Annotated in this window: 12 protein-coding genes, 1 tRNA gene and 1 riboswitch; all 13 genes read left to right on the forward strand. The window is 55.0% G+C overall.

The genetic code is table 11. The features are described from left to right. Window positions 1–70: 70 nt before the first annotated feature. The 13 genes from HNR65_RS00320 to HNR65_RS00380 all read left to right on the forward strand — a co-directional run bounded on the left by HNR65_RS00320 (window position 71) and on the right by HNR65_RS00380 (window position 13083). Window positions 71–146: transfer RNA gene (locus HNR65_RS00320), tRNA-Gly, on the forward strand. A 208-nt stretch (window positions 147–354) separates the two neighbouring features. Next, window positions 355–807, forward strand: a complete 453-nt coding sequence (gene rimP, locus HNR65_RS00325; protein ID WP_220128235.1) for a ribosome maturation factor RimP — start codon at window positions 355–357, stop codon at window positions 805–807. After that, window positions 801–2123, forward strand: a complete 1323-nt coding sequence (gene nusA, locus HNR65_RS00330; RefSeq protein ID WP_181549459.1) for a transcription termination factor NusA — start codon at window positions 801–803, stop codon at window positions 2121–2123. Before rimP ends, nusA begins: the two co-directional genes overlap by 7 nt. A 50-nt stretch (window positions 2124–2173) precedes the next feature. Further along, on the forward strand, window positions 2174–5146 hold the full coding sequence (gene infB / locus HNR65_RS00335) for a translation initiation factor IF-2 (RefSeq protein ID WP_181549460.1): 2973 nt from the start codon (window positions 2174–2176) through the stop codon (window positions 5144–5146). Then, a complete protein-coding gene (locus tag HNR65_RS00340) occupies window positions 5139–5441 on the forward strand; it encodes a DUF503 domain-containing protein (protein ID WP_232364595.1) in 303 nt (100 codons plus the stop codon). The genes infB and HNR65_RS00340 overlap by 8 nt, the downstream gene beginning before the upstream one ends. Next, window positions 5438–5818, forward strand: a complete 381-nt coding sequence (gene rbfA / locus HNR65_RS00345) for a 30S ribosome-binding factor RbfA (RefSeq protein WP_181549461.1) — start codon at window positions 5438–5440, stop codon at window positions 5816–5818. Before HNR65_RS00340 ends, rbfA begins: the two co-directional genes overlap by 4 nt. Then, window positions 5778–6761, forward strand: coding sequence for a DHH family phosphoesterase (locus tag HNR65_RS00350; protein WP_181549462.1), 984 nt, complete (start codon window positions 5778–5780; stop codon window positions 6759–6761). Before rbfA ends, HNR65_RS00350 begins: the two co-directional genes overlap by 41 nt. Next, the gene (gene truB / locus HNR65_RS00355) at window positions 6758–7750 is read left to right on the forward strand and encodes a tRNA pseudouridine(55) synthase TruB (RefSeq protein ID WP_181549463.1); all 993 of its coding nucleotides are present in this window, start codon (window positions 6758–6760) and stop codon (window positions 7748–7750) included. The genes HNR65_RS00350 and truB overlap by 4 nt, the downstream gene beginning before the upstream one ends. Window positions 7751–7800: 50 nt before the next feature. Further along, window positions 7801–8070: a 30S ribosomal protein S15 gene (rpsO, locus tag HNR65_RS00360; protein WP_181549464.1), complete on the forward strand. Its 270-nt coding sequence runs from the start codon at window positions 7801–7803 to the stop codon at window positions 8068–8070. Between the two features lie 424 nt (window positions 8071–8494). Beyond that, window positions 8495–10669, forward strand: a complete 2175-nt coding sequence (gene pnp / locus HNR65_RS00365) for a polyribonucleotide nucleotidyltransferase (RefSeq protein ID WP_181549465.1) — start codon at window positions 8495–8497, stop codon at window positions 10667–10669. A 13-nt stretch (window positions 10670–10682) separates the two neighbouring features. Further along, window positions 10683–11141: a dUTP diphosphatase gene (gene dut / locus HNR65_RS00370; protein ID WP_181549466.1), complete on the forward strand. Its 459-nt coding sequence runs from the start codon at window positions 10683–10685 to the stop codon at window positions 11139–11141. Next, window positions 11138–11986 carry an MBL fold metallo-hydrolase gene (locus tag HNR65_RS00375; protein WP_181549467.1) on the forward strand — a complete coding sequence of 283 codons (849 nt, stop codon included), beginning with the start codon at window positions 11138–11140 and terminating at the stop codon, window positions 11984–11986. Before dut ends, HNR65_RS00375 begins: the two co-directional genes overlap by 4 nt. A 116-nt stretch (window positions 11987–12102) precedes the next feature. Then, a riboswitch (TPP riboswitch) is annotated at window positions 12103–12211 on the forward strand. Between the two features lie 98 nt (window positions 12212–12309). Further along, window positions 12310–13083, forward strand: a complete 774-nt coding sequence (locus tag HNR65_RS00380) for a sulfide-dependent adenosine diphosphate thiazole synthase (protein WP_181549468.1) — start codon at window positions 12310–12312, stop codon at window positions 13081–13083. Window positions 13084–13124 lie beyond the last annotated feature (41 nt).

Here is a 13124-nt window from a genome sequence, read left to right on the forward strand (position 1 = left end):
CTGCTTTTGATTGTTTTTTCATATTGACAATTTTTATTTTATTGCTTACTGTTGCCAGGTATATTTTCGAGCGGGCATAGCTCAGCTGGTAGAGTACAAGCTTCCCAAGCTTGGTGTCGCGAGTTCGAATCTCGTTGCCCGCTCCATCTTTTCCGTGGCGATCAGCCGGGGGAAGCTTCCGGAAAATTTTTCCGGAAAAGATGAAGCGCCAAAGGTTGGAGGAGTTGATCAAAACGGGCAAAATGCCCGTTTTTTATTTCTATTTTAAAAAACGCAATGAAAACGAAAAAAAAGACACATTCACAACCAAAGACTGAAAAAAACAGCGCTGTATCCAGCCGGCAGGTGGCAAAAGTGGCCTGGGAACTGGGGGATCCGCTGTGCGCGGCCGAAGGCCTGGAATTAATCCATGTGGAATATCAGCGTGAACCCGCAGGCTGGGTCTTGCGGCTGTTTATTGAAAAACCCGGCGGCGTCGGGGTAGAAGAATGCAGCCGGGTATCCAGGCAGCTCGGAGATCTTCTGGATATCAAACTTGACACGGATGTATCCTATACTCTGGAGGTTTCCTCCCCCGGGCCCCAGCGGCCGTTGTCGAAAAAGGCCGACTTTGATCGTTTTGCCGGGGAAATGGCCCGGATCCGCACCCGGCAGGCCCTGGGGGGGCAAAAAAACTTCAAGGGCCTACTTGCCGGTACAGCCGATGACGCTGTCCGGCTGATACTGGATTGCGAAACCATTGAAATACCGTACCAAGAGATCACCAAAGCCAGGCTGACGAATTATCACGGAGACGACAAATGCTGATCACAGATATGAAACGCGTTATTGAGCAGGTAAGCCGGGACAAAGGTATTGATTTTTATGTCCTGGTCAAAACACTTGAAGAAGCCCTGCGCTCCGCGGTCAAAAAAAAGTTCGGCAATAAAATTGATATTGAAATCCAGTATAATGAAGAATCCGGAGAACTGGAAGTCTTCCAGTTTAAAAACGTCGTGGAAACCATCACAGACCCGGATTTTGAAATCAGCCTGGAGGAGGGCCGGAAACTGGACCCTGAATGCGAGATGGGCGACAGTCTCGGCACCAAGATGGATACCACCACTTTCGGGCGGATTGCGGCCCAGTCCGCCAAGCAGGTCATCATCCAAAAGCTCAAGGCGGCTGAACGAAGCGTGGTCTATCAGAATTTCATCGGCCGCAAGGGGGAAATCGTCAACGGCATTGTCCAGCGGGTCAGCCGCAATGAAATCATTGTCAACCTCGGACAGGCAGAAGCGGTTTTGCCCAAGCGTGAGCAGATCCCCAACGAGACCTACCGGCGGGGCGACCGAATCCGGGCTTATATCCTGAAAGTCCACGATGAAAGCCGGGGCCCTCAAATCGTGTTGTCCAGGACTCATCCGGACTTTCTCATCAACCTGTTTAAAACCGAGGTGCCGGAAATCAGCGAAGGCATGGTCAGCGTCATCGGCGCGGCCCGGGAAGCCGGCAGCCGTGGGAAAATCGCCGTGCGGTCCAATGATCCGGATATTGATCCGGTGGGCGCCTGCGTCGGGATCAAGGGCAGCCGTGTTCAGAGCGTGGTCCAGGAATTAAAGGGCGAAAAAATCGATATCATCCCCTGGCATATCGATCCGGCCAAGTTCGTGTGCAACGCCCTGGCTCCGGCCGAAATCTCGCGGGTCATCATCGATGAGATCAACCACGTAATGGAAGTGGTGGTCCCGGACGACTCCCTGTCCATTGCCATCGGCAAACAGGGCCAGAATGTGCGGCTGGCATCCAAATTATCCGGATGGCATCTTGATGTTATCAGCGAAAAGCGATATAATGAACGGTTACAACTTGGATTTGCTTCCTTGATGGATTTGCCCGGCATGACCGAACCCCTTGCCAATCTGCTGTTTGAAAAAGGCTATTTTTCCACCGAAGACGTCAGCAAAGCTTTGCCCGAAGAACTGGCCCAGGAGTTCAACCTGTCTGAGCCGGAGGCAAGGAACCTGGTTGAAGCCGCCGCAAACCAGCAGACCATGGCAGAACCCGAAGATAATGCAGCCGATGGGTCTTTAGACAACAGCGCCGAAGATGATGACAAAGACAAGCAAAATCAGGAAATATAAAGGCAGCCGAAAGTGTTTGACGCGGCGCCCTGGACAATCAAGGGGGATGGATGGCAAAACGCAGAGTATTTGAGCTTGCCAGAGAGCTGAACATGGGCAACAAGGAACTGCTCGACAAGATGCAGGAAAACAACATCGAGGTGTCCAGTCACCTCAGTTCTCTGGAAGACGACACTGTCGAACAGATTAAAACTGCTATCTTCGGCCGAAAAAAGGAGGTTTCGGTGGAAGATACCCGGGTGAGGCCCAATGTCATCCGCAGACGCAGGAAAGCTGCACCCCGGCAGACCGAAACGGCTGAAGAAGGGGGTTTAGAACAGCAGGGCGCCCAACAGGCAGAAGAAACAACTGCCGAAGAAACCGCCCCGACACCCTTAGAAGCCGGAGAAACCGAAGAAAAAAGCGCTGAAAAATCCGAGGAAACCGAGGCCGAGACCCCACCATCCCCCGGGGAAGCCGAGGCGGACACAGAGGCAGCGCCAGCGGCGGAAACAGAACCGGAAACCGCAACCCCGAGGGTTTCCGAAGAACCCGAAGCCAAGCCGCCGGAAACCGATGATTCTGCTGCCCCGGAACCTGAAGAAACTCCCCGGAAAGAACCCGAGCCAACGGCTCAGGCCCGGCCGGAAGAACCGGAGGCTGAAACCCCGGCCGCTGCGTACGAGTCCGAAGAAATTCCCGAAGAAAAGCAACAACCCCTTGCCGGGACCGTGGAAGAAACTTCCGCGCCCGGCAAAGCCCAAGACGCACAAGAGCCGGCATCTGACACGGAAACCCCTGCGGAAAACCGGTCGGCCGAGGCTTCGGAAGAGGCCCCGGAGTCTGCAGAATCCGGGGAACCGGCTGAGACGGAAGCCAAAAAAGCCGCAAAGATCAAAAAACCCAAAAAGAAATCCAAAAAGGGCGAGCCGGCCAAAATCATCCGTCTGCCCGAACCCGAGGCCGAAATCGCCCCACCCGCACAGGAAGAAACCGCCCCGGCGCCTGGGCCCAAGGCCAAAGACAAAACCCCGGAGCCTCCGGCCACGACCGGAACCGAAGAGGAAAAGCGCCGTTCCAAAAAGAAAAAGGCTGCTGCCGATACCGCCGAGGAAGCGGATAAGGTCAAAAAAACCGCCAGGAAAAAAGCCGGGTTCAAGCGCAAGGAAGTTGTGGAAGGCGATGCCTTATATGACCAGCGCTTCGGGCGGGGCCGGAAAAGCAAAAAAAAGGGCAAGGCTGCCCGGCCGGCATCTGACCAGCGGCCCCAGATCACCACGCCCAAGGCCATCAAGCGGCGCATTAAAATCGATGACACCGTGGTGCTCTCGGATCTGGCCAAGCGTATGGGGGTTAAGGGAAACGAGCTGATCAAGCGTCTCATGGAAATGGGCATGATGGTGACCCTAAACCAGAGCATCGATTATGAAACCGCTGAATTGCTGGCCTCGGAATACCAGTTTGAAGTGGAAAAGGCCGCATTTGAAGAAGAAACCATTTTTCAAAGCGAAGAAGACGCCCCGGAACAACTCCGGCCGCGGCCGCCGGTGGTCACCATCATGGGTCACGTGGACCACGGAAAGACTTCGCTGCTCGACGTGATCCGCCATTCCAAGATCACTGAAAAGGAGGCCGGCGGCATCACCCAGCACATCGGAGCTTATCGGGTGCCCTATGAAAACGGCGACATTATCTTTCTCGACACCCCAGGCCATGAGGCATTTACCGCCATGCGGGCCCGGGGAGCGAAGGTGACCGACCTGGTGATTCTGGTGGTGGCCGCAGACGACGGCGTCATGCCCCAGACCATCGAGGCCATTGACCACTCCAAGGCCGCCGGCGTGCCCATTATTGTCGCCATCAACAAAATCGACAAGCCCGGCGCGGATCTGGATAAAATCAAACGGGAGCTTGCGGAAAAAGACCTGGTTCCCGAGGAATGGGGCGGAGATACCATCTGCGTTCCGGTATCCGCCAAGCAGGAAACCGGCCTTGACGAATTGCTGGAGATGGTGCTGCTCCAGTCCGAGGTCCTGGAACTCAAGGCCAATCCCAGCAAGCTGGCCCGTGGCTTTATTGTGGAATCCAAGCTTGAAACCGGCCGGGGTCCGGTGGCCACAGTGCTGATCAGCGAAGGCACCCTGCATACCGGAGAACCCGTGGTTTCCGGGATCTACTACGGAAAGATCCGGGCCATGTTCGACGACATGGGCAAAGCCGTCAAAGAGGCCGGGCCTTCCTACCCAGTTGAAATCATCGGCCTTTCCGGAGTTCCCATGGCCGGCGATGAGCTTATGGCCGTGGCTGACGAAAAGGACGCCAAACAGGTCAGTGAGCACAGAATGGAAAAACAGCGCTCCAAGGACCTGTCCAAAACCACGCGCATGAGCCTGGAAAGCCTGTATGAAAAAATGCAGGAAGGAGAGGTCAAGGACTTAAACCTGATCATCAAGGCTGATGTTCAGGGCTCCATTGAGGCGCTGAGGGATTCTTTGACCAAGCTGTCCACAGACGAGGTCAAGGTCAATGTGGTGCATTCAGCCGCCGGCACCATTCACGAATCCGACGTGTCCCTGGCAGCCGTGTCCAATGCCATTATCCTGGGATTCAATGTCCGGCCCTCGGCAAAGGTCTCGCATTTGGCCGAGGATGAAAATGTGGATATCAAGTATTACAACGTCATCTACAATGCCATCAAGGACATCAAGGATGCCATGGTGGGCATGATGGACTCCCGGTTTGAAGACCGCGTGCTTGGCCGCGCCGAGGTGCGGCAGGTATTCCACGTGCCCGGCACGGGATCAGTTGCCGGCTGCATGGTGCTTGAAGGCAAAATCCAGAGAGGCCAGCCCATCCGCCTGGTGCGCGACGGCATTGTCATCCATGAAGGAAAGCTATCTTCATTGAAACGATACAAGGACGATGTCAGGGAAGTGACCCACAATTACGAATGCGGTATGGGCATTGAGAAATTCAATGATATCAAAATCGGTGACATCATTGAGTCCTACTGGCTGGAAGAAATCAAACCCGTAATTGAATAAAAGGCTTATGGTAATCGGCTTCGGCACCCTGACCTTCCGGCTGCACGAGTGCCAGGGATTAAAGGAAAAACGCAAAATCATCAAGTCGATTATTGCACGGAGCAGAAACAGCTTTAACGCGGCCATTGCCGAAGTCGACTTCAATGATATGCATCAGCGCGCCAAAATCGGCTTTGCCCTGGTGGGAAATGACCGGCGGACGATTAATTCACAGATGGACAAGCTCTATGACTTTATCTGCCGCCTGGAACTGGCCGAAGTTACGGATATGGAAACGGAGATTCACAACATATGAAACCCTACGGCCGTGCCGAAAGGGTCAGCGGTCTGATCCAGCAGGCCCTTTCTGAAATACTGCTCAAATCAATCAAAGACCCCCGTCTGGCCTCGGTTTCCATTACCGGTGTGAAAATGACCGGGGATTTGAAACTGGCCCGGATTTATTTTGTCACTTCCGGGCATTTTTCCTCCCGGGAGGATGCGGCCGCGGGTTTCCGAAAAGCCCACGGCTTTATCAAAAACAGTCTTGCCCGTGAACTGGAACTTCGGTATATGCCGGATTTGGAATTTTTCTACGACGAATCCATTGACTACGGGATGCATATCGACAGCGTGCTCAAGCGGTTGCACAATGAACATGAACCAGATCATCCAACAACTAAAGAAGAGTAGACGCGTACTGCTGGCGACCCATATCCATCCGGACGGCGATGCCATCGGCTCGCTGCTGGCCCTGGGACTGGCGCTGGAAGAAGGGCTGAAGAAAAAAGTACAATTGTACAATGAAAGCGTGCTGCCTGCGGTCTATCATTTTCTGCCCTCGATCCACCGGATCAAAAACGAGCCCGGGGATATAAATGCCTATGACACGGCCGTGATCCTTGACTGCTCGGATCTGCAGCGCGTGGGCAAAGCCGCCGAGGCCATCAGCCGGATTCCCACCGTCATCAATGTCGATCATCACGCAACCAATACGCGGTTTGGCAATTACCAGTTCATCGACCCCAGGGCCTCGGCCACCACTGAAATTCTTCACCGGCTGCTGCGGGAGATGGAAATGCCCATCACCTGCGCCATGGCCTATGCCATTTATACGGGAATCATGGCGGATACAGGCTCCTTCAGATTTTCCAATACCACGCCGGAGGCCTTTAAAATCTGTCATGAAATGGTCTGTCAGGGAGCTGATCCCCATAAGGTGGCGCATCACGTATATGAAACAACTTCACTGAAGCGGATCAAGCTGCTCAACATGCTCTATGACACCATAGAGGTGTCGGAAAACGGCCGGCTGTCGATTATGACATTGACCCAGAACATGCTCCATGCTACGGGAACTTCAATCACGGATGTCAACGGCCTGATCAACTATGCCCGGCGCATCGAAAACGTCAAGGTTGCGGCCCTGCTTTATGAACGCGCAGGCAGTCGTCAGATGCAACGCCAAAGAAGCAGCGTCTTTCACGTAAGTCTGCGGTCTGACGGATCAGTGGATGTGGCCAATCTTGCTGCGGTTTTTGGCGGCGGCGGGCACCGGAGTGCTGCTGGATTTGACGTTCACAGCTCTCTTCTGGATTTAAAAAATGAGCTTTACTCCATGGCCGGCCATTTATGATAAGCATGCACGGCGCCCGGACCCAGGAACGGGAAAACAGTGTGCGCCAGACAGTAACACAGGCCACGGATCGACCTGACGGCATTCTTTTGGTCAACAAGCCGGCGAACATGACATCTGCAGCCGTGGTCAGCCGGATCAAGCGGCTGCCCGGGGTTAAAAAGACCGGACACACCGGCACGCTCGATCCCTTTGCCACCGGGATGCTGATCTGCCCGGTCAACCGTGCTACGCGCCTGTCGAGGTTTTTCCTTCACGGGACCAAGCAATACCGGGCCGTGCTGAGCCTGGGCACAGAAACCGACACCCTGGACTGCACCGGTGAGGTCACAGCCCGCCGCCCGGTAAAAGCTTTGAGCGAGGATCGAATCCGCCAGGCAGTGCAAAGCTTTGCCGGAGACATCCAGCAGGTTCCGCCGGTATTTTCGGCGCTAAAGCACAATGGCGTGCCGCTTTACCGCTACGCCAGAAACGGCACCCCGGTGGAGAAACCCGCACGAACAGTGCACATCGAAAGCATTCGGGTCACGGACATTGATCTGCCGGATATTTGTTTTGAGGTAACGTGCAGCGCCGGAACCTATATCCGCAGCCTTTGTGCGGACATCGGCCATGCTCTGGGCTGCGGGGGGCATCTGAGCCGGCTGATGAGAACCGAAAGCTGCGGATTTGGTATCGCTGATGCGGCGGAGCTGGCAGATCTGGAAAAGGTGCAGACTCCTGCTGAATTGCAGCCATGGATCATTTCCATGGCCGGGGCCATCTCAGACATGCCGGAATATAATGCAGATCCGGGACTTTTGGAAAAAATCCGGCATGGCCGGCCCATTGCCGCAGAAGACATGCAACCGGAACCGGCCACCAATGCAGGCGGCCGGATCCGGATTCTGGATCCGGAAGAGCGCCTGGTTGCGGTTATTGAAAAAAAAACAGGCAAAAGTCCGGACAAAATTGACTATTCATATTGTTGTGTCTTTCATTACACCTGATACCTGTGATATAGAGACTAAAAAGAAAAAAGATCTTTAAGGAGGCCAAATTGAATATCGCCGTGGAAAACAAACAGAACACCATTGAACGATTCAAGCGCCACGAGGTGGACACCGGCTCACCGGAAGTCCAGATCGCCCTTTTGACAGAGCGGATCACCAATCTCACCGAGCACTTGAAAACCCATAAAAAAGACCATCATTCCCGCCGCGGGCTGCTGGTGATGGTGGGACGCCGCAGACGCCTGTTAAACTATTTGAAAAACCAGGACATCAACCGTTATCGCGATTTGATCAAGCAGCTGGGCATCCGGAAATAGCCAACACTCAGCGTTTCAAATTTTGAAATTTTTTATTTGTCTATTATCGATGCGCCTGTAAAAAATCTTTTTTACAGGCAGCATTAAGTTTGAAGTGGTTAAGTGTTAAATAAAATCAATGAGTTATTCTTTTATTGGTTAGCGGTTATACCAGTTTTAGGACTTTTTCCGGTGCCATCATTATTGCATAGAAATAAAAAATTTTTGGCGGTCTGCGGCTTTGGCCCGAAAACACGCAGGATCAATAAAACCGATTTCGCGCGCGCTTTTTTAGCGCGTCAATGCCGGAAATGCCGGAAATGCCGGCAAATCACTTAAACAGGGTCCTCAATATTATAAAAACCCGGCTTTTGCGGCCCAGCCGCCATTGGCCGGATAAAACACTGCAAGTTTACATTATTGTTGAGAGGCTCAGGAGCTGAATATGGAAATATCATTTAAAACCCAGATCGGCGGCGAGACGCTGAGCATCCAGGCCGGCAAGCTGGCCAAGCAGGCCTCGGGCTCGGTTCTGGTCCAGTACGGGGAAACCATGGTGCTGGTAACGGCCGTATCCAATACCGACCCCAGACCGGATGCCACATTTCTGCCGCTTACTGTGGAATACCAGGAAAAAATCTATGCCGCGGGCCGAATCCCCGGCAATTACTTCCGCAGGGAAATCGGCCGGCCAAGTGAAAAAGAAACCCTTACCTCCCGGCTCATTGACCGGCCCATCCGACCGTTATTCCCCAAGGGCTACAACTACGAAACCCAGGTCATTGCCACTGTGCTTTCCATGGACAAGCAGAACGAACCCGATGTTCTGGCCATGATCGGCGCCTCGGCCGCCCTGGAGCTGTCTGACATCCCGTTTGACGGCCCCATTGCCTGTGTGCGGGTGGGACGGATTGAAGGCAGCTATGTGATCAACCCGGCCATTGACCAGTGGGAGCAGTCTGATATCAACCTGATTGTGGCCGGCTCCAGAAACGGAATCATCATGGTGGAAGGCGGCGGCGACTTTGTTTCCGAGGCAGAAATGATTGAGGCCATCTTTTTTGCCCACAAGGAAATGCAGCCCTTAATCGATATCCAGGAAAAGCTGCGCGACAGCATGGCAAAGGAAAAACGCTCCTTTGCCCTGCCGGAAAAAGACGCAAGCCTGGCCGAGCGCCTGGAGCAGCTGGCTGCAGACAATATCCGCCAGGCCCTGACCATCGCTGACAAGCTCGAACGCCGCCAGGCCCTGTCCAATGTCAAAAAGCAGGCCATCGAGGATCTGGGCGAAGAATTTGCCGAGCGCCAGTCCGAAGCCAAAGAACTTTTGGGGGATCTGCAGAAACAAATCTGCCGGGACATGATCCTCAAAGAGGGAAAGCGCATTGACAACCGGGCAACCGACCAGGTGCGGCCCATTTCCTGCGAGACCGCTCCTCTTCCCCGGGTGCACGGAAGCGCGTTGTTTACCCGGGGCGAAACCCAGGTGCTGGCCGCCCTGACCCTTGGCTCGGGCCAGGATGAACAGCGGGTGGAAACGCTTCTGGGCGATGAAACCTATCCGTTCCTGCTGCATTACAACTTTCCGCCCTATTCCGTGGGAGAGGTCAAGCGCCCCGGCGGTCCCAGCCGAAGGGACATCGGCCACGGCGCGCTGGCCAAGCGGGCCATTGAAAAGGTGATTCCGGCAAAGGAAACCTTTGACTACACTATCCGCCTGGTTTCAGAGGTACTGGAATCCAACGGATCCTCTTCCATGGCCACGGTTTGTGCATCCAGCCTGGCTTTGATGGACGGCGGAGTCCCGGTGACCGCACCGGTATCCGGAATTGCCATGGGCCTGATCACGGACGGGGAAAAATCCGTAGTGCTCTCAGACATCCTGGGCGACGAGGATCAGTTCGGGGACATGGACTTCAAGGTGGCTGGCACCCGCAAGGGCATCACCGCCCTGCAGATGGACATCAAGATCAAGGAACTGTCCCGGAGAATCCTGGAAACAGCCCTGGATCAGGCCAAAAGGGGGCGCCTCCACATCCTGGACCGCATGGAGGAGACCCTCAACGCCCCTCGCGAAGAGCTTTCTCCCTATGCCCCCAACGTGACCACAGTGCAGATCAGCCCGGAGCGTATCGGAGAACTGATCGGACCCGGCGGCAAGCACATCCGCCAGCTCCAGAACGACACCAACACCCAGATTGAGATCAACGACAGCGGGCTTGTGAAAATCGCCGCATTCTCCAAGGAAGAAGGCGAGGCTGCCGCTGAAATGGTCCGGGATATCGGCTCCGAGCCGGAGATCGGCCAGGTATATGAGGGCACTGTTGTCCGGATAACGGATTTTGGCGCATTTGTACAGATCAAGGCCAAAACCGAAGGTCTGGTGCACATCTCCGAACTTGCCCATTACCGGGTCAAAAGTGTATCTGACATTGTCAAGGAAGGCGATAAGCTGCAGGTCAAGGTCATTGACATCCGGGACGGCAAAATCCGCTTAAGCCACAAGGCCCTGCTTGAAGCCCCGGCAAAGGAGGATGGCGAATCCAAATCCAAGGATAACCGCGGCGGCAAGGACAAGGACAACCGCTCCCGCAGGCCGCCCGGGAAAAACGACAAATAAATGGCTTTTTCATATGTCAGACAAACCCGTGATCCAGTGCCGCCGGATACGGCCGGAATCGGATGCAGACATTGCCGCGCCCGAATACATGACCGCCCACTCGGCGGGCATGGATTTGTGCGCGGCGGTAAATGAACCCGTGGCTGTTGGACCGGGAGAAATCCGGCTGATTCCCACGGGTTTTGCCGTGTGCCTGCCTGCTGATCACGAGGCCCAGATCCGCCCCAGATCCGGTCTTGCCGTCAAGCACGGCATTGGACTGATCAATTCTCCGGGCACCATTGATGCCGACTATCGGGGGGAGATCCAGGTGGCGCTGATCAATCACGGCCAATCGGTTTTTATGGTCAACCGCGGCGACCGAATCGCCCAGATGGTCATCAGCCCGGTGAGCCGGGTCAGGGTGGCACTTGTGGACCGCCTCCCGGACTCGGCGCGCAGTTCCGGTGGATTCGGGCATACCGGCATATGAAACAGCAACCCCCTTTTGGCGCATCTGTTTCCCGGTCGTGCGTGTCATCGCCGAAGGGCTCCGACCGCCTCTGTATCTGCATGCTGGCCAGCGGCAGCAAGGGCAATGCCATTTATGTGGCCTCCGGCCAAACCGCTGTATTAATTGACGCCGGCCTTTCCGGGATTCAGATCGAACGCCGGATGCAGCAGCAGGGCCTTTGTCCCCAAAACCTCGATGCCCTGGTGGTTTCCCATGAGCACAACGATCATGTAACCGGTGTGGGCGTGCTGGCCCGGCGCTACAACCTGCCGGTTTACATCAATGACGGCACCAGAGAGGCTGCAGCCCGCCACCTGGGCCGCATTGACGCGTTCTGTCCGTTTTCCTGCGGCACCCGGTTTGCCGTCAACGATCTTGTTTTCCGCCCCTTTTCCATCTCTCACGATGCGGCCGAGCCCGCTGGCTTTACCGTGGAAAACAAAGCCGGCAAAATCGGCATTGCCACGGATCTGGGCATGGCCACGGCCATTGTACGCCACCATCTGCAAGGCTGTGACCTGCTCGTGCTTGAAGCCAATCACGATGTGCCCATGCTCGAACAAGGCCCCTATCCCTGGCCCACCAAGCAACGGGTAAAGGGGCGCACCGGCCATCTTTCCAATGAAGCCGCCCGGGACCTGCTAATGGAAGTCATCCACGACCGGCTTAAAAATGTGATCCTTGCCCATATCAGCCAAACCAACAACACCCCGGAAAAAGCCCTGAGCGTGGTGGCCGAACCCGTTAACGGCCGTCGCCTGCGATTTTCCGCAGCCTGCCAGGATGCATGCGGCCGCATGTTTGAAATCACAAAAACAGCCTGACCCACCCATATACTCATTTCGAAATAACAGCGCTTATGCCTTTTTGAAAACTTTTTTGAACTTTTTCTTGACACCATAGGCAACAGGCTTTTATTTTATTGAAAACTACAATCTGAAATCGCCGTTGGGGGTGCCGAATTCCGGCTGAGAATCCGAAGATCCGCGGATAACCCTTTAAACCTGATCAGGGTAATGCCTGCGCAGGGAAAACGCCGCAAACACATCCATCCGTGGCATCTGATCGCAAATGGAAGTTAAGCCGTTTTCCCGGCCGGGAAAACGGCTTTTTTGTTTTTTAACGCAAACCCAAGGAGAAGAGAATCATGGCACTTGACGAAATTCTGATTTCCCGGGCCATCATCGAGCGATATCACCAAAAGCTCACAGAAAACCTGGAAACCGACGTGGCCATCGTGGGCGCAGGCCCCTCCGGCCTGGTTGCGGGTTATTTTCTGGCCAAGGCCGGCAAAAAGGTGGTCTTATTTGAACGCAAGCTCAGCATTGGCGGCGGCATGTGGGGAGGCGGCATGCTGTTTAACGAAATCGTGGTCCAGTATGAAGCCCTTGCCATCCTGGATGAGTTTGGCATCCGTTACCGGCAGTACCAGGACGACTACTACACCGCAGACGGAGTCGAGGCAGTCGCCTCGCTGACCGCAGAAGCCGTGCGCGCCGGGCTGACCATATTTAACTGCATCAGTGTCGAAGACGTGATGATGCGGCCCGACCGGGTCGAAGGACTGGTGATCAACTGGTCGCCGGTGGAAATGGCCGGCCTGCACGTGGATCCGCTCACTGTGCGCGCAAGCTACGTGATTGACGCCACCGGCCATGACACCGACGTGGTGCAAATGGTGGACAAAAAAAACCCGGGCCGGCTCAACACATCCACCGGCGGCATCATCGGTCAGAAGGCCATGTGGGCGGACCGGGCCGAAAGCGACACAACGGAAAACACAAAGGAAATCTTTCCCGGGCTTTACGTGGCCGGTATGGCGGCCAATGCCACAGCCGGCGGGCCCCGCATGGGACCGATTTTCGGCGGCATGCTGCTTTCCGGCCGCAAGGTGGCCCGGGAACTGGCTGAAAAACTCTGATTGGCACGGAAACTTATGATAAAAACGTATCTTTGATGGCA

The organism is Desulfosalsimonas propionicica, from assembly GCF_013761005.1.
In the GTDB taxonomy this organism is placed as follows: domain Bacteria; phylum Desulfobacterota; class Desulfobacteria; order Desulfobacterales; family Desulfosalsimonadaceae; genus Desulfosalsimonas; species Desulfosalsimonas propionicica.